11 protein-coding genes, 1 tRNA gene and 1 riboswitch are annotated in these 16455 nt (G+C 74.4%); of the genes, 7 read left to right on the top strand and 5 right to left on the bottom strand.

The window, feature by feature from the left end; translation table 11 throughout:
* Nucleotide 1: 1 nt before the first annotated feature.
* A tRNA-Pro gene (locus tag ACIGXO_RS17095) sits at nt 2-75 on the top strand.
* A 141-nt stretch (nt 76-216) separates the two neighbouring features.
* Here ACIGXO_RS17095 and ACIGXO_RS17090 read toward each other — a convergent pair.
* The gene (locus ACIGXO_RS17090) at nt 217-1137 is read right to left on the bottom strand and encodes a LysR family transcriptional regulator (RefSeq protein ID WP_399786699.1); all 921 of its coding nucleotides are present in this window, start codon (nt 1135-1137) and stop codon (nt 217-219) included.
* A gap of 252 nt (nt 1138-1389) precedes the next feature.
* Here ACIGXO_RS17090 and ACIGXO_RS17085 point away from each other — a divergent pair, with 252 nt between their 5' ends.
* Nucleotides 1390-2547 carry an MFS transporter gene (locus ACIGXO_RS17085; RefSeq protein WP_399786697.1) on the top strand — a complete coding sequence of 386 codons (1158 nt, stop codon included), beginning with the start codon at nt 1390-1392 and terminating at the stop codon, nt 2545-2547.
* Nucleotides 2548-2658: 111 nt separating this feature from the next.
* Here ACIGXO_RS17085 and cobN read toward each other — a convergent pair whose 3' ends face one another.
* Nucleotides 2659-6321 (bottom strand): cobaltochelatase subunit CobN, encoded by a 3663-nt coding sequence (gene cobN / locus ACIGXO_RS17080; RefSeq protein ID WP_399786694.1) that lies wholly within the window; start codon nt 6319-6321, stop codon nt 2659-2661.
* An 88-nt stretch (nt 6322-6409) separates the two neighbouring features.
* A riboswitch (cobalamin riboswitch) is annotated at nt 6410-6485 on the bottom strand.
* Nucleotides 6486-6588: 103 nt separating this feature from the next.
* Here cobN and cobG point away from each other — a divergent pair.
* Genes cobG through ACIGXO_RS17065 form a run of 3 tightly spaced genes read left to right on the top strand, consistent with a single transcriptional unit; the run spans nt 6589 to nt 10153 of the window.
* Nucleotides 6589-7980, top strand: a complete 1392-nt coding sequence (gene cobG / locus ACIGXO_RS17075; protein ID WP_399786691.1) for a precorrin-3B synthase — start codon at nt 6589-6591, stop codon at nt 7978-7980.
* Entirely contained in the window at nt 7977-8624 is a 648-nt protein-coding gene (locus tag ACIGXO_RS17070) for a precorrin-8X methylmutase (RefSeq protein WP_399786688.1), read from the top strand. Before cobG ends, ACIGXO_RS17070 begins: the two co-directional genes overlap by 4 nt.
* Nucleotides 8621-10153, top strand: coding sequence for a precorrin-2 C(20)-methyltransferase (locus ACIGXO_RS17065; RefSeq protein WP_399786685.1), 1533 nt, complete (start codon nt 8621-8623; stop codon nt 10151-10153). The genes ACIGXO_RS17070 and ACIGXO_RS17065 overlap by 4 nt, the downstream gene beginning before the upstream one ends.
* Before the next feature lie 29 nt (nt 10154-10182).
* Here ACIGXO_RS17065 and ACIGXO_RS17060 read toward each other — a convergent pair whose 3' ends face one another.
* Nucleotides 10183-10971 (bottom strand): cobalt-precorrin-6A reductase, encoded by a 789-nt coding sequence (locus tag ACIGXO_RS17060; protein ID WP_399786682.1) that lies wholly within the window; start codon nt 10969-10971, stop codon nt 10183-10185.
* A gap of 11 nt (nt 10972-10982) precedes the next feature.
* On the opposite strand from ACIGXO_RS17060, the gene ACIGXO_RS17055 reads away from it, so the two are divergent.
* Complete coding sequence (locus ACIGXO_RS17055) at nt 10983-12137, top strand: cobalt-precorrin-5B (C(1))-methyltransferase (protein ID WP_399786678.1); 1155 nt, start codon at nt 10983-10985, stop codon at nt 12135-12137.
* 58 nt (nt 12138-12195) lie between these two features.
* Here the strand turns inward: ACIGXO_RS17055 and cobM are convergent, their stop codons facing one another.
* Together cobM and cbiE are read right to left on the bottom strand one after the other, a co-directional pair.
* A complete protein-coding gene (gene cobM / locus ACIGXO_RS17050; protein WP_399786675.1) occupies nt 12196-12945 on the bottom strand; it encodes a precorrin-4 C(11)-methyltransferase in 750 nt (249 codons plus the stop codon).
* Nucleotides 12942-14276 (bottom strand): precorrin-6y C5,15-methyltransferase (decarboxylating) subunit CbiE, encoded by a 1335-nt coding sequence (gene cbiE / locus ACIGXO_RS17045; RefSeq protein ID WP_399786673.1) that lies wholly within the window; start codon nt 14274-14276, stop codon nt 12942-12944. The genes cobM and cbiE overlap by 4 nt, the downstream gene beginning before the upstream one ends.
* A 307-nt stretch (nt 14277-14583) precedes the next feature.
* Between cbiE and ACIGXO_RS17040 the strand changes: the two genes are divergently transcribed.
* Nucleotides 14584-16386, top strand: a complete 1803-nt coding sequence (locus ACIGXO_RS17040; RefSeq protein WP_399786671.1) for a S9 family peptidase — start codon at nt 14584-14586, stop codon at nt 16384-16386.
* Nucleotides 16387-16455 lie beyond the last annotated feature (69 nt).

Below are 16455 nucleotides of genomic sequence, written 5' to 3'. Positions count from 1 at the left end.
TCGGGGTGTAGCGCAGCTTGGCAGCGCGCTTCGTTCGGGACGAAGAGGTCGTGGGTTCAAATCCCGCCACCCCGACTGAAGAAACACAGGTCAAGGGCCTGGCTCTCAATGAGAGCCAGGCCCTTGCTGTATTTGCCGGCTGCCGGCCGCATTTACTGACGTGCCAGCAGGTGCCTCGTAGAAGTGTGTTCAGGGAACGCGCTGATGTGGTGGGGGTCACGGCAGCGGCATGTTGTTGATGCGGGGGGCCAGTTCGCGGGCGAGGGTGGTGGCCAGGGCGCGGAAGATGGCTACTTCGGGGTTGGGGTCGTGGGCGCGGGCCGCGAGGTGGCTGGACTCCGGTGGGGCGTCCAGGACGGGGACGAAGACCGCGCCGGGCCAGTTGTAGTAGCGGGCGAAGGAGCGGAGGCCGGAGCCGGCGCCGTGGCCGGTGAGGACGCCCGTGAGGACTTCCTGCGGGAAGAGGGCGATGCTGCGGCCGCGGCGGGCGGCCTCGTTGTGGAAGTAGAGGTAGTCCTTGAAGATCGCCGGGGTGTGGTCGGGGACCCGGAAGATCGGCAGGTCGGCCAGGTCGGCGACGCGTACGCCCTCGGTGCGGGCGTCGGCGAGCGACGCCGAGCCGGGGACGACCACGATGCGCTGCTCGGTCAGGAGCGCATCGCCGACCAGCCGGTCGTCGTCGGGCATCGGCCGGATGAAGGCCAGGTCCACCCGGTCCTCCACGAGGGCCGAGACGTGCTCGGTGAAGTTGAGCTGGATCACCTCGACGGGGACTTCGGGGCGCGCCCTGCGGTAGGCGTTCACCGCGGCCGGGGTGATCTCCGCCGAGCCGTGCCCCATGATGCCGACGCGCAGCGGGCGCGCGGTCGTCTCGCGCTCCCGGCGCACCGCCTCGTGGACGTCCTCGACCGCCGCGTCCGCCGCGGCCAGCAGCGTGCGGGCGTGCTCGGCCAGGCGTACGCCGGCGGCGGTCGGCCGGACCGGGTTCCGGTGCAGCAGCGGGGTGCCCAGCTCGTTCTCCAGGCGGCGGATGTGCTGGGTCACGGCGGCCGGCGAGAGGAAGAGGCGGGCCGCCGCCCGGCCGAAGTGCTGTTCCTCGACGACGGCCAGGAAGGACGGGAGCAGCCGGAGGTCCATGACTGCCCAGGGTAGGGCGCGGTCGCGGCCGGCGCGGAGGACCGTTCACGATTCGTGAAGGGGGGCGGCGGAGGGCGGGTGGTGGCTCGTACAACGGGTTTCGTGACCGATACCGCTGATACGACCGATACCGCCAATGTCGCTGATACCGCTGATATCGCTGATGACGTACTTGCTCGGAGCCCGACTGCCGCCGCGCCATCCGCCTCCGCGCCGCCCGCCCCTCGCCCGTACGGCATACGGACAGCGCTGATGATGACCGCCTCGGGGTGGAGCGCCAACCAGTTCGCCGCGCTGCTCGGGGCCTACCGTGCCGGGGCCGGGCTGTCGGATGCCGCGGTCAACGCGCTGCTCGCGGTGTACGCGGTCGGGCTGATACCGGGGCTGCTCGCCGCCGCCCCGCTCTCCGACCGGTACGGGCGGCGCCCGGTGGCGCTCGGCGCTCTCGCCCTGAACGCGGTGGCCACGCTGCTGCTGATGCTCGGGGCCGGGTCGGCGTTCTGGCTGGCGCCCGGCCGGCTGCTCACCGGGATCAGCGCCGGGGCACTGCTGTCGGCCGGCGGGGCCTGGGTGAAGGAGCTGTCCTCGCCGCCGTACGCGCCTACGGGCACGGAGACGGTGGCCGCCCGGCGCTCCGGCGTCTTCGTCTCGCTGGGCTTCGCCTCGGGCGGGCTCGCCGCCGCGCTGATCGCCCAGTGGGCGCCCCACCCGATGGTGCTCGCGTATCTGCCGCATCTGGCGCTGGCGGCACTTGCCTGGGGGCTGGCCCAGGGGAGCCCGGAGACCTGTCCGGCGGGCGCTGGACGTACCGCCCGAGGCACGAGACCCCTCCGGGTTGCGCGCCCCGCCTTCTGGCGCGCCGTCCTGCCCATGGCTCCCTGGGTGTTCGCCGCGCCGATGGTCGGGTTCGCCACGCTTCCCGGGCTGGTGGACGGGGGTCTGCGCGGCTGGGAGGTGGTGTACGCCGGGGTGGCGACGGCCGTCGTCCCCGGTGCCGGGGTGGCGGTCCAGCCGCTTGCCCGTCGGCTGATCCTGCGCAGCCGGCTGCTCACCGCGGTCGCCGGGCTGCTCGTGATGGCCGGGGGCTTCGCCCTCGCCGGGGCGGCAGCCACGCACCAGCAGCCGGTTCTCGGCCTGGTCGCCGGGGCGGTGCTGGGCGCGGGGTACGGGCTGGTCCTCACGTACGGCCTGGGCACCGCCGCCGCCCTCGCGGCGCCGGGCGGGCTGGCCCGCCTCACCTCGTACTTCTGGAGTCTCGCCTACCTCGGGATGTTCGCCCCGCTGCTGCTCAGCACGCTCAGCGGCGGCTTCCCGATGCCGCGCCTCCTGGCCGGCTCCGCGGTACTGGCGGTGCTGAGCTGTGCCCTGCTCGTCCTCCTGAACCGGCCGCGCCGCGCCGGAACCCGGTGAGACCGGGAAGTCCGACGCGGCGCCCATCAGTGGCCGGGGCCATGACACAAGCTCCGAGCCTCAGCCCTCGTGGCCAGGATGAGCCTCAGCCCTCATGGCCGGGGGTGAGCCTCAGCCCTCGCCCTCCAGCTCGCCCTCCGTCTCCAGGAAGATCTCGCGGAGCGCCTCGATCGCGGCCGGGTCGGGCTCGGCCCACATGCCGCGCGACTCCGCCTCCAGGAGCCGCTCGGCGATGCCGTGCAGCGCCCAGGGGTTGGCCTCCTGGAGGAACGCGCGGTTCTCCGGGTCCAGCACGTACGCCTGGGTGAGCTTGTCGTACATCCAGTCGGCGACGACGCCGGTCGTGGCGTCGTACCCGAAGAGGTAGTCGACCGTCGCGGCCAGCTCGAACGCGCCCTTGTAGCCGTGGCGGCGCATCGCCTCGATCCACTTGGGGTTCACCACGCGGGCGCGGAAGACGCGGGAGGTCTCCTCGACCAGGGTGCGGGTGCGGACGGTCTCCGGGCGGGTGGAGTCGCCGATGTACGCCTCCGGTGCCGTGCCCTTCAGCGCGCGCACGGTGGCCACCATGCCGCCGTGGTACTGGAAGTAGTCGTCCGAGTCCGCGATGTCGTGCTCGCGGGTGTCGGTGTTCTTCGCGGCGACGGCGATGCGCTTGTACGCCGTCTCCATCTCCTCGCGGGCCGAACAGCCGTCCAGGCCGCGGCCGTACGCGTAGCCGCCCCACACCGTGTAGACCTCCGCGAGGTCGGCGTCGGTGCGCCAGTCGCGGGAGTCGATGAGCTGGAGCAGGCCCGCGCCGTACGTGCCCGGGCGGGAGCCGAAGATACGCGTGGTGGCGCGGCGCTCGTCACCGTGCTCGGCCAGGTCGGCCTGCGCGTGGGCCCGTACGAAGTTCTGGTCGGCGGGCTCGTCGAGCCCCGCGACCAGGCGGACCGCGTCGTCCAGCAGGCCGATGGTGTGCGGGAACGCGTCCCGGAAGAAGCCGGAGATGCGCAGCGTGACGTCGATGCGGGGGCGGTCCAGCTCGTCGAGCGGGATGGGCTCCAGGCCGGTGACGCGGCGGGAGGCGTCGTCCCAGACGGGGCGGACGCCGAGCAGCGCGAGGGCCTCGGCCACGTCGTCGCCGGCGGTGCGCATCGCGCTCGTGCCCCACAGGGACAGGCCGACGGAGGTGGGCCAGTCGCCGTTGTCCGACTTGTACCGCTCCAGGAGCGAGTCGGCGAGGGCCTGGCCGGTCTCCCACGCGAGGCGGGAGGGGACGGCCTTCGGGTCGACCGAGTAGAAGTTGCGGCCGGTCGGCAGGACGTTGACCAGGCCGCGGAGGGGCGAGCCCGAGGGACCCGCCGGTACGAAGCCGCCCTTCAGGGCGTGCACGACGTGGTCCAGCTCGGCGGTGGTGCCGGCCAGGCGCGGGACGACCTCGCGGGCCGCGAAGTCGAGGATGTCGGCGACCTGCTGGGAGTGGTCAGCGGCGACGGACGCCACGGCGGCCGGGTCCCAGTCGGCGTCCTCCATCGCCTGTACGAGGGTGCGCGCCTTCTCCTCGGCCGCGTCCGCGGTCGTACGGGTCGCCGCCGACTCGTCCAGGCCGAGCGCCTCGCGCAGGCCCGGCAGCGCGGAAGTACCGCCCCAGATCTGCCGGGCGCGGAGGATCGCGAGGACCAGGTCCACGCGCGGGGCGCCGGTCGGCGCGCCGCCGAGTACGTGCAGGCCGTCGCGGATCTGGGCGTCCTTGACCTCGCACAGCCAGCCGTCGACGTGCAGCAGGAAGTCGTCGAAGCCGTCGTCGTCCGGGCGGTCCTCCAGGCCCAGGTCGTGGTCGAGCCTGGCGGCCTGGATGAGGGTCCAGATCTGCGCGCGGATGGCGGGCAGCTTGGCCGGGTCCATGGAGGAGATCTGCGCGTACTCGTCGAGCAGCTGCTCCAGGCGCGCGATGTCGCCGTAGGAGTCGGCGCGGGCCATCGGCGGGACGAGGTGGTCGACGAGGGTGGCGTGGACGCGGCGCTTGGCCTGCGTGCCCTCGCCCGGGTCGTTGACCAGGAACGGGTAGATGAGCGGCAGGTCGCCGAGCGCGGCGTCCGGGCCGCAGGCGGCGGAGAGGCCGGCGTTCTTGCCGGGCAGCCACTCCAGGTTGCCGTGCTTGCCCAGGTGGATCATGGCGTCGGCGCCGAAGCCGCCGTCCTCGGCAGCGGCGGCGATCCAGCGGTAGGCCGCCAAGTAGTGGTGCGAGGGCGGCAGATCGGGGTCGTGGTAGATCGCGATCGGGTTCTCGCCGAAGCCGCGCGGCGGCTGGATGAGAATGAGCAGATTGCCGCGGCGCAGGGCCGCGAGCACGATGTCGCCCTCGGGGTCGCCGCCCTGGTTCACGCGGCTGCGGTCGAGGAACATCTCGCCGGGCGCCGGGCCCCAGTGCTCCTCGACGGACTTGCGCAGCTCGGCGGGGAGGGTCGCGTACCAGCGCTTGTAGTCGGCGGCCGGGATGCGGACGGGGTTGCGGGCCAGCTGCTCCTCGGTGAGCCAGTCCTGGTCGTGGCCGCCGGCCTCGATGAGCGCGCGGATCAGCTCGTCGCCGTCGCCGGAGACCAGGCCGGGGATCTCCTCCTCGGGCCCGAAGTCGTACCCCTCCGCACGGAGGCGGCGCAGCAGCTCGATGGCGGAAGCAGGCGTGTCCAGGCCGACCGCGTTGCCGATGCGGGAGTGCTTGGTCGGGTATGCGGAGAGTACGAGCGCCACACGCTTGTCGGCGGGCGCGATGTGGCGCAGCCGGGCGTGACGTACGGCGATGCCGGCGACGCGCGCCGCCCGCTCGGGGTCGGCGACGTACGCCGGGAGGCCGTCCTCGTCGATCTCCTTGAAGGAGAACGGCACGGTGATCAGGCGGCCGTCGAACTCCGGGACGGCGATCTGGCTGGCCGCGTCGAGCGGCGAGACACCCTCGTCGTTCTCCTCCCAGTCGCTGCGCGAGCCGGTCAGGCAGAGCGCTTGCAGGACCGGCACATCCAGGCCCGTGAGGGCGCCCGCGTCCCAGGACTCGTCGTCGCCGCCGGCCGAGGCCGTCGCGGGCTTGGTGCCGCCCGCCGCGAGCACCGTGGTGACGATCACGTCGGCGGCGCGCAGCGCGTCGATCAGCTCGGGCTCGGGGGCGCGCAGGGAGGCGACGTACAGCGGCATCGGGCGGGCGCCCGCGTCCTCGATGGAACCGCACAGGGCGTCCACGAAGGCGGTGTTGCCGCTCATGTGGTGGGCGCGGTAGTAGAGCACCGCGACGGTCGGGGCGTCCGTGGCGAGGTCCGTACGGGCGGTGCGCTCCAGCGGGCCCCAGGAGGGCGCGGCGGCCGGCGGCTCGAAGCCGTGGCCGGTCAGCAGCACGGTGTCGGAGAGGAAGCGGGCCAGCTGCTCCAGGTTGGCCGGGCCGCCGTGCGCGAGGTAGGCGTGCGCCTCGGCGGCGATGCCGACCGGGACGGTGGAGGCGGCCATCAGCTGAGCGTCGGGGGCCTGTTCGCCGGTGAGCACGACGACCGGGCGGCCGTCGGCGAGCAGCTGGTCCAGGCCCTCCTGCCAGGCGCGGACGCCGCCGAGGAGGCGTACGACGACCAGGTCGCAGCCGTCGAGCAGGGCCGGCAGCTCTTCGAGGTCCAGCCGGGAGGGGTTGGCGAAGCGGTAGCCGACGGGGCCGCTCGCCGCGCGGGCGCTCAGCAGATCGGTGTCGGAGGTCGACAGGAGCAGGATCCGGCGGGTCTCGGGGTTCGGCTCCCCGGAGGAATGCAGCATGCGGCGTCGGGCCTTCCTCGGGGTCCGCGCCCCGGGCGGTGTCGGAATGGATTTCCCCTGCTCGCGCAGAGGCGAAAGCGGGGAAAGGGAGTTCCTGGCTCACCCGGCCGCTGGGGCCGGGCTCACAGTGGCGGGACCGCGCCGGATTCGCACCGGGCTTCCTCCCCTGTCGCCGTCGCCGGCGAGGGTGACGGACCGGATGGTCCGCCGTGAGCATAGTAAGGGCCACTCCCCGAGCGTGGGGCGGACGCCCGGGACGGGGTCGGTATGCTCGCCGCCATGCCCACGGCGACCAACCCTCCACCTCGGGACGAACCCCCCATACCGGTTCGCCTCGACGCCTGCCCGGGCACTTTGCGGCTGCACATGGCGGACGATGGTGCGCTGGCCCGCGTCCGGGTACCCGGCGGCGTACTGACCGCCGCTCAGGCGGCCGCGCTGGCCGACGCGGCGGTCCGCCTCGGGGACGGCGCGCTGCACCTCACCTCGCGCGGAAATGTGCAATTGCGCGGCCTGGACGGCGACTGCGGCGCGGCCCTGGCGGGCCTGCTCGACGCGTCCGGACTGCTGCCCTCGTACCGCCACGAGCGGGTACGCAACATCGTCGCCTCGCCGCTGTCCGGCCTCGACGGCGCCGGGCACGGGGACGTACGGCCCTGGTTGCGCGCCCTGGACGGCCTGTTGTGCGCGAGCGAGGCCGCGACCGCGCTCTCGGGGCGCTTCCTGTTCGCGCTGGACGACGGGCGGGGGGACGTCGCTTCGCTGGGCGCGGATGTGACATTGATCGCCTCCGGTGCGGCGGGCGCTGCTTCTGGTGGTGACGCTTCCGGTGGCGCTGCTTCCGGTGACGCTGCTTCCGATGGCGCGCTGCTGCATATCGGGGGCGCGGGCGGTGCCCTTCGGGTGCGCGACGCCGACGCCCCTCGGGCCGCGCTGGCGGCGGCCGAGGCATTCCTGGACGCGGCGGAGGGCCGGTCCCGCGCCTGGCGGGTGCGTGATCTGCCGGACAGTGCCGAGCAGTTGGTACGCGAGACGGCACGGCGGCTGGATGCGGCGGGCATCCCCGCCACGTATACGGCGAACGCCTCGCTGCCTACGGGAGCGGCGCCCACCCCGGGGGCCGTCGACGGCCCTGAAGGCCGGCGGGCGCTGTCCGTGCTCGCGCCCCTCGGCACCCTGACCGCCGACCAGTGGCGGCTGCTGGCCGACGTGGCCCACGAGGACGGCGCCGGTGAAGTACGGCTCACCCCGTGGCGCGGCGTGGTCGTCCCCGGCCTGGACCGCGCGACCGCCGACGCCCGGCTGCGCGACCTGGCCGCGGCCGGCCTGATCACCGACCCCGCCTCCCCCTGGCACGGCGTCGGCGCCTGCATCGGCCGCCCCGGCTGCGCCAAGTCCCTCGCGGACGTACGGGCCGATGCGGCCACCGCGCTCGGTACGGGCGGCGGGCTGCCCGTGTACTGGTCGGGCTGCGCGCGCCGCTGCGGCCACCCGCAGGGCGACTGGGTGGACGTGGTCGCCACCCCCGAGGGCTACGAGGTCGACGGGTACCGGGTACCGCCGCGCGGTGAAGCCCTGCGTACTGTCGTGAACGGCACCCGGGATATGAACGGGTCTTCACACGTGAACGGATCACCAGACGTGACGGCGACGAGATGAGCGAGAGCACCGTGTTCGACTACGAGAAGGACGGGGCGGAGATCTACCGCCAGTCCTTTGCCACCATCCGCGCGGAGGCGGACCTCGCGGGGCTGCCCGCGGACGTCTCCCAGGTTGCGGTCCGGATGATCCACGCCTGCGGCATGACCGACCTCGTCCGCGACCTCGCCTTCAGCCCGCAGGTCATCGGACGGGCCCGGGCCGCGCTGGAGTCGGGCGCGCCGGTGCTGTGCGACGCGCAGATGGTCGCCAGCGGGGTCACCCGCAAGCGGCTGCCCGCCGACAACGCCGTGGTGTGCACCCTCTCGGAGCCGGGCGTGCCCGAACTCGCCGAGAAGCTGGGCACCACGCGCAGCGCCGCCGCGCTGGAACTCTGGCGCGACCGCGGCCTGCTGGAGGGCTCGGTGGTGGCCGTGGGCAACGCGCCGACCGCCCTGTTCCGCCTGCTGGAGATGGTCGCGGAGGGCGCGCCGCGCCCCGCGGCCGTCCTCGGCATACCGGTGGGCTTCATCGGCGCGGCCGAGTCGAAGGACGCCCTCGCGGCGAACACGCTGGGCCTGGACTACCTGGTGGTGCGGGGCCGTCGCGGCGGCAGCGCGATGGCCGCGTCCGCCGTCAACGCGATTGCGAGCACCGCGGAATGAGCACGGAGAGCGGCGGCTCCACGAGCCTCCAGAGCGCCGGGAAGACCGGGAAGCTGTACGGGGTCGGGCTGGGCCCCGGCGACCCGTCCCTGATGACCCTGCGGGCCGTCCAGGCCATCGCGGAGGCGGACGTGGTGGCGTACCACAGCGCCCGGCACGGCCGGTCCCGCGCCCGCGCGATCGCCGAGCCGCACCTGCGGCCCGACCACATCGAGGAGCTGCTGCGCTACCCGGTGACGGTCGAGACGACGGACCACCCCGGCGGCTACCGGGGCGCGCTGAACGACTTCTACGAGGAGGCCGCGGCCCGGCTGGCCGCGCACCTCGACGCGGGCCGCACGGTCGCCGTACTCGCCGAGGGCGACCCGCTCTTCTACGGCTCGTACCAGCACATGCACAAGCGGCTCGCGCACCGCTATCCCACCGAGGTGGTCCCCGGGATCACTTCGGTCAGCGCGGCCGCGGCCCGGCTCGGTGAGCCGCTCGTCGAGGCCGAGGAGACCCTGACGATCGTGCCGGGCACGCTGCCCGAGGACGAGCTGACGGCGCGGCTCGCCGCCGCCGACTCGGCGGTCGTGATGAAGCTCGGCCGTACGTTCCCGACGGTGCGCCGCGCCCTGGAGCGCACCGGCCGACTGGCGGACGCCCGGTATGTCGAGCGCGCCTACATGGAGGGCGAGCGCACGGCCGCGCTGGCGGATGTGGACCCGGAGTCGGTGCCGTACTTCTCGGTGGCCGTGCTGCCGTCGCGCGTGGACACCGGGCCCGCGGTCCCGGAGCGCGGCGAGGTGACGGTCGTCGGCACCGGTCCCGCCGGGGCGCCCTGGCTGACGCCCGAGTCGCGCGGCGCCCTGGACAACGCCACCGACCTGGTCGGCTACACGACCTACCTCGACCGGGTGCCGGTCAGGGCCGGGCAGGAGCGGCACGGCTCGGACAACAAGGTCGAGTCCGAGCGCGCCGAGTTCGCGCTGGACCTGGCGCGGCGGGGACGGCGCGTCGCCGTGGTCTCCGGCGGCGACCCCGGCGTCTTCGCGATGGCCACCGCCGTCCTGGAGGTGGCGGCGCAGGAGGAGTACGCGGACGTCCCCGTACGAGTACTGCCGGGGGTGACCGCGGCCAACGCGGCGGCCGCCCGCGCGGGCGCCCCGCTCGGCCACGACTACGCCACGATCTCGCTCTCGGACCGGCTCAAGCCGTGGGAGGTGATCGCCGAGCGGCTGCGCGCGGCGGCCGCCGCCGACCTGGTGCTGGCCCTGTACAACCCGGGTTCGCGCAGCCGTACGTGGCAGGTCGGCAAGGCCCGCGAGCTGCTCCTCGAACACCGCGCGCCGGACACCCCGGTCATCCTGGGCCGCGACATCGGCGGCCCGGAGGAGAGCGTCCGCGTCGTACGGCTGGCCGACCTGGACCCGGCCGAGGTCGACATGCGCACCCTCCTGATCGTCGGCTCCTCGCAGACGCAGACCGTACGGCGCGAGAACGGCGAGCAGATCGTCTGGACGCCGCGGCGGTACCCGGAGGACTGAGGAGGCGGCGCCTGGGCCGGGAGGCCGCCTCAGCCCTCCAGGGCCGCGCGGAAGGCACCGCCCAGGTGCTCCGCCAGCCAGCGGACGGCCTGGTCCGGGCCGTCCGCGACGGGGACGCCGGCCGGGGCCGCCGGGCGGCGGACGACGACCACCGGGACGCCGGCCTCACGGGCGGCCGCCAGCTTGGGCGCGGTGGCCGCTCCCCCGCTGTCCTTGGTGACCACGACGTCGATCCGGTGCTCGCGCAGCAGCGCCCGCTCGCCCTCCAGGGTGAACGGGCCGCGGTCGAGCAGCACCTCCATGCGCGGCGGGCACGGCCCCTCGGGCGCGTCCACGGACCGCATGAGGAACCACAGGTCCGCGACGTCCGCGAAGGCGGCCAGACCCATCCGGCCCGTGGTGAGGAAGACCCGCCGGCCCAGCTCCGGGAGGAGCGCGGCGGCCTCCTGGAGCGATCCGGCCGAGTGCCAGTCGTCGCCGTCCCCGGGGACCCAGCCGGGCCGGCGCAGCGCCAGCAGGGGAACATGGGCCATGGCCGCGGCCGTCGCCGCGTTGAAACTGATCGTTCCGGCGAAAGGATGGGTGGCGTCGATGAGCACGTCCACCTGGTGCGCGCGCAGCCACTGGGCCAGCCCCTCCGCACCCCCGAAGCCGCCGATGCGGACCTCGCCCGGCGGCAGCACCGGGCGGGCGACACGGCCCGCGAGCGAGGTCGTCACGCGTACGTCGCCGGCCTGCGGGCCGTCGGCCAGCGCGGCGGCGAGACGGCGGGCCTCGGTCGTCCCGCCGAGTATCAGTACGTGCGTCGCGGCGTGCATCGGAACCTTCCATGAGTGAGGCGAGTGGCGGGCGCAGCGCCCAACTCAAGCACACCGGTCTACGGCCCGGCTGGACGACCGGCGCCTGTGCGACGGCGGCGGCCACCGCCGCGTACACCGCGCTGCTGACCGGCGACTTTCCCGACCCGGTGACGATCACGCTGCCCAAGGGCCAGACCCCCGCCTTCGCGCTGGCGGTAGAGGAGCTGGCCGAGGACGGGCCCGGGGAGGCGCCTGGCGGGCCGTCGGGCAGGCGCGCGACGGCCGGTGTGGTCAAGGACGCGGGCGACGACCCCGACGTCACGCACGGCGCGCTGGTCCGCGTCACCGTCCGCGCCCTGCCGCCCGGCTCCGGCGTGGTCTTCAAGGCCGGACCGGGCGTGGGGACGGTGACCCGCCCCGGCCTCCCCCTGGATGTCGGCGAACCGGCCATCAACCCGGTACCGCGTCAGATGATGCGCGACCACCTGGCGCAGGTCGCCGCGCGCCACAGGGGCGGCGAGGCGGACGTCGAGCTCACCGTCTCGGTGGACCACGGCGAGGAGATCGCCCGCTCCACCTGGAACCCGCGGCTCGGCATCCTGGGCGGCCTGTCCATCCTCGGGACGACGGGCATCGTCGTGCCGTACTCGTGCTCGGCGTGGATCGACTCGATCCGGCGCGGCGTGGACGTGGCCAGGGCGGCCGGCCGTACGCACGTGGCCGGCTGCACCGGCTCGACGTCCGAGAAGACGGTGGTGGCCGAGTACGGCCTGCCCGAGGACGCCCTCCTGGACATGGGCGACTTCGCGGGCGCGGTACTGAAGTACATCCGCCGGCACCCGGTCGAGCGGCTGACGATCTGCGGCGGCTTCGCCAAGCTCTCCAAGCTGGCCGCGGGCCACCTGGACCTGCACTCCGCGCGCTCCCAGGTCGACAAGGGCTTCCTCGCCCAGCTGGCCCGGCAGGGCGGCGCGGACGAGGCGCTGGCCGCGGAGGTCGCGGCCGCCAACACCGGCCTCGCCGCGCTCCAGCTGTGCGCGGCCGCCGGGGTCGCGCTGGGCGACCTGGTGGCGGCCACCGCCCGCGATCAGGCCCTCGAAGTGCTGCGCGGCGCACCCGTGGCGGTCGACGTCATCTGCATCGACCGCGCGGGCAACGTGGTGGGGCGCAGTACGGTGCGCTGACGCACCGCCTCCTGGGACGGCTGACGCACGGGCTCCTGGTGACGCGGGCCCGCGGGCGTCAGCACACGTGGCGGTCGCGCTCCGCCGAGTACAGGTGGCTGTCCCGGAACTGCTCGGCGCCCAGCGTGCGGCCGACGATGATGACGGCGGTACGGACGATGCCCGCCGCCTTCACCTGGTCCGCGATGTCCTCCAGGGTGCCGCGCAGCACGAGCTCGTCGGGCCGGCTGGCCATCGCGACGACCGCGGCCGGGCAGTCGGCACCGTAGTGCGGCAGCAGCTCTTCGACGACCCGGTCCGCGTACCGGGCGGCGAGGTGCAGCACCAGAAGGGCGCCGCTGCGCCCCAGGGTGGCCAGGTCCTCGCCCTCGGGCATCGCGGTCGCCTGCTGCGCGATACGGGTGAGGATGACCGTCTGGCCGACCGTCGGCACGGTCAGCTCCCGCTTGAGCGCCGCGGCGGCCGCCGCGAACGCCGGGACGCCGGGCACCACCTCGTAGGGCACGCCCGCGGCGTCCAGCCGCCGCATCTGCTCGGCGACCGCGGAGAAGACCGACGGGTCGCCGGAGTGCAGCCGTGCCACGTCGTGCCCGGCCTCGTGCGCGCGGAGCACCTCGGCGGTGATCTCGTCGAGGTTCAGCTGCGCGGTGTCCACCAGCCGGGCGTCCGGCGGGCATTCGGCGAGCAGTTCACGCGGTACGAGGCTGCCCGCGTACAGGCAGACCTGGCAGGCGGCGAGCGTCCGGGCACCGCGCACCGTGATCAGGTCGGCGGCACCGGGGCCCGCGCCGATGAAGTACACGGTCATCTGTCGTCTCCTGAAAGTGCGTCGTAGTCGTCGGTGCCTTCGGGGCGGCCGTCGTCCTGAGAACGGCCGCCGCTCACGGGGTCCTTGCGCACGGCCCACTGGGTGACCGGCATCGCCTGCCGCCACCCGGTGAAGCCGCCCACCGGTACGGCGTGCGCCACGGCCAGCCGTACCAGCTCGCCGCCGTGCTTCCGGTACCAGTCGGCGAGCAGCGCCTCGGACTCCAGCGTCACGGTGTTGGCCACCAGCCGGCCGCCGGGCGGCAGCGCGTCCCAGCAGGCCGCGAGCAGCCCGGGGCTGGTCAGCCCGCCGCCGATGAAGACCGCGTCCGGTACCGGCAGGCCGGACAGGGCGTCCGGAGCCGGGCCGGTGACGACCCGCAGGGCCGGTACGCCGAGCCGGTCGGCGTTGCGCCCGATGCGCTCGGCCCGTACGGGGTCGCGCTCGACACAGACGGCGCGGCAGGAGCGGTGGGTCCGCATCCACTCGATGGCGATCGAGCCGGAGCCGCCGCCGATGTCCCACATCAGCTCGCCGGGGGCGGGCGCGAGCGCGCCCAGGGTGGCGGCCCGTACATGACGCTTCGTCAGCTGCCCGTCGTGCTCGTACGCGTCATCGGGCAGCCCTGGTACGGCACCCAGCCGCAGCGCGTCCGGGGCGCGGCGGCACTCCAGGGCGATGATGTTCAGCGCGTCCCCGGGCGGGTGCGGCCAGTCCTCGGCGGTGCCGGCCAGCGCGCGCTCCCGCTCGCCGCCGAGCTGTTCGAGCACCCGCATCCCGCTCGGCCCGAAGCCCTGTTCCGCCAGCAGCCGGGCGACCTCGGCGGGGGTACCGGCGCCCGCGCTGAGGACGAGCAGCCGCCGGCCGTCGTGCAGGGCGGCGGACAGCTGCGCGGCGGGCCGCCCGACGAGCGTGACCACCTCGGTCTCCTCGACCGGCCAGCCCAGCCGGGCGCAGGCGTAGGAGACGGAGGAGGGGTGCGGCATGATGCGCAGCGCGTCGGTGCCGACGGCTCCGTCGCCGAGTACTTCGGTGAGCGTCCGTCCGATGCCGTAGAACATGGGGTCGCCGCTGGCCAGCACCGCGACCTTCCGCCCTGCGTGTGCCGCGAGCAGCCCGGGCACGGCGGGCCGCAGCGGCGACGGCCAGGCCACCCGCCGCCCCGCGCACTCGGCGGGCAGCAGCGCGAGTTGGCGCGGCCCGCCGATGACGACGTCCGCGTCCCGCAGGACGGTCTGCGAGGCGGACGGAATACCGTCCCACCCGTCCGCTCCGATCCCGACGACGGTCACGGCCGGTGGCGTGGGGGGTGGGGACGTGGCGGGGGTCACAGCCGGCTACCTCGGAGGTCGAGCGGGTTCGGAGCCGCACTCTACTGGCAGCCCGCGAGGACCCGTCGGCCGCCTCCTGACGGCACGCGGTCGGGCCGCCGACGGCACTGCGGACGGGGCGTCGACGGCACCGGCATCGGGCTGCTGACGACCCCGCGGACGGATCTCCGGCAGCACCGCGGTCGGATCTCCGGCGGTGCCCGGACGGTACCGCCGGCCGCGTCGCTGACATGCTCGTGGCGAAAGTTATCCACAGCCGAGCGGGCGGCCCGACGCGATATGCCTCGCCGGGCGCAGAATGGGTCGCATGACTGACGAGACCACTGCCATCACCGAGTCCATGTCGGACTGGGAAAAGCGCTTCCGGGCCCCGCGCGTCGGCCTTCCCGAGTGGGCCGAGGACGCCCCCGCGCGCTCCCTGTTCGTGTCCAACGCCACCGGCACCTTCGAGCTGTACGCGTGGGACCGGGCCAGTGGTGAGCAGCGCCAGGTCACGGACCGGCCGAACGGCACGACGGACGGGACGCTCACCCCCGACGGCGAGTGGATCTGGTGGTTCTCGGACACCGACGGCGACGAGTTCGGCGTCTGGATGCGCCAGCCGTTCGGCGGCGGCGAGGACGAGCCGGCCGCGCCCGGCCTGGCCCCCTCCTACCCCGGCGGACTCGCCCTCGGCCGGGACGGCACGGCCGTCATCGGCCGCTCCACCGACGAGGAGGGCTCGACGATCCACCTCGTCCGTCCCGGCCAGGACCCGGTGGAGATCTACCGCCACCGCGAGTCGGCCGGCGTCGGCGCCCTCTCCCACGACGGCTCGCTGATCGCCATCGAGCACACCGAGCACGGTGACGCGATGCACTCCGCGATCCGCGTCGTGCGCCCCGACGGCTCCACCGTCGCCGAGCTGGACGACACCAAGGGCGGCACCGAGGAGCTGGGCCTCTCGGTGATGGGCTTCGCGCCGGTCGACGGCGACGCCCGGCTGCTGGTCGGCCACCAGCGCCGCGGCCGCTGGGAGCCGATGATCTGGAATCCGCTGACCGGTGAGGAGACCGCGCTCGCCATAGAGCTGCCCGGCGACGTCGGCGCCGACTGGTACCCGGACGGCTCGGCCCTGCTGGTGGAGCACGAGTTCCAGGCCCGCGGCGAGCTGTGGAAGTACGTCCCCGAGGACGGCGGGCTGACTCGCGTCGAGACGCCGACGGGCACGGTCTCCGGTGCCACGGCCCGCCCCGACGGCACGGTGGAGTTCCTGTGGTCCTCCGCGGCGCAGCCCCCGGAGGTGCGCTCCACGAGCGGCGCGGTCGTGCTCGACCCGCCCGGCATGAAGGCCCCGGGCTCCGTCCCGGTGACCGACACCTGGGTCGAGGGCCCCGGCGGCCGCATCCACGCCCTGATCCAGAAGCCCGCCGGCGAGGGCCCGTTCCCGACCGTGTTCGACATCCACGGCGGCCCGACCTGGCACGACAGTGACTCCTTCGCCTCGGCGCCGGCCGCCTGGGTGGATCACGGCTTCGCGGTCGTGCGGGTCAATTACCGCGGCTCGACGGGTTACGGCCGGGAGTGGACGGACGCGCTCAAGCACCGCGTCGGCCTGATCGAGCTGGAGGACATCGCCGCGGTCCGCGGCTGGGCGGTGGAGTCCGGCCTCGCGGACCCCCGCAAGCTCGTCCTCTCCGGCGGCTCCTGGGGCGGGTACTTGACCCTCCTCGGCCTCGGCACCCAGCCGGAGTCCTGGGCGCTGGGCCTGGCCGCGGTCCCCGTCGCGGACTACGTCACGGCGTACCACGACGAGATGGAGGCGCTGAAGGCGATGGACCGCACGCTGCTCGGCGGCACGCCGGAGGAGGTGCCGGAGCGGTTCGAGGCGTCGTCCCCGCTGACGTACGTCGACGCGGTCCGCGCGCCGGTCTACATCTCCGCCGGGGTGAACGACCCGCGCTGCCCCATCCGCCAGGTGGAGAACTACGTCGACCGCCTCAAGGCCCGGGACCACCCGCACGAGGTCTACCGCTACGACGCGGGCCACGGCTCCCTGGTGGTGGAGGAGCGCATCAAGCAGCTCCGCCTGGAACTGGACTTCGCCCGCCGGTACCTGGGAGACGTATGACCAAATCTTGAGTGAGGGGGGCGCGAGGGGGGTGGAGGGGAGGGGGCGGGGGGGGAGGCCCCCCGGGGG

Origin of the sequence: Streptomyces sp. NPDC053542 (genome assembly GCF_044544685.1) — a bacterium.
Classification (GTDB): Bacteria; Actinomycetota; Actinomycetes; order Streptomycetales; family Streptomycetaceae; genus Streptomyces.
This window is presented reverse-complemented; position numbering and strand designations above follow the sequence as displayed.

Coding starts and splice junctions, on each gene's coding strand:
- ACIGXO_RS17090 (WP_399786699.1), bottom strand. CDS start 1,137: ATGGACCTCCGGCTGCTCCCGTCCTTCCTGGCCGTCGTCGAGGAACAG.
- ACIGXO_RS17085 (WP_399786697.1), top strand. CDS start 1,390: ATGATGACCGCCTCGGGGTGGAGCGCCAACCAGTTCGCCGCGCTGCTC.
- cobN (WP_399786694.1), bottom strand. CDS start 6,321: ATGCTGCATTCCTCCGGGGAGCCGAACCCCGAGACCCGCCGGATCCTG.
- cobG (WP_399786691.1), top strand. CDS start 6,589: ATGCTCGCCGCCATGCCCACGGCGACCAACCCTCCACCTCGGGACGAA.
- ACIGXO_RS17070 (WP_399786688.1), top strand. CDS start 7,977: ATGAGCGAGAGCACCGTGTTCGACTACGAGAAGGACGGGGCGGAGATC.
- ACIGXO_RS17065 (WP_399786685.1), top strand. CDS start 8,621: ATGAGCACGGAGAGCGGCGGCTCCACGAGCCTCCAGAGCGCCGGGAAG.
- ACIGXO_RS17060 (WP_399786682.1), bottom strand. CDS start 10,971: ATGCACGCCGCGACGCACGTACTGATACTCGGCGGGACGACCGAGGCC.
- ACIGXO_RS17055 (WP_399786678.1), top strand. CDS start 10,983: ATGAGTGAGGCGAGTGGCGGGCGCAGCGCCCAACTCAAGCACACCGGT.
- cobM (WP_399786675.1), bottom strand. CDS start 12,945: ATGACCGTGTACTTCATCGGCGCGGGCCCCGGTGCCGCCGACCTGATC.
- ACIGXO_RS17040 (WP_399786671.1), top strand. CDS start 14,584: ATGACTGACGAGACCACTGCCATCACCGAGTCCATGTCGGACTGGGAA.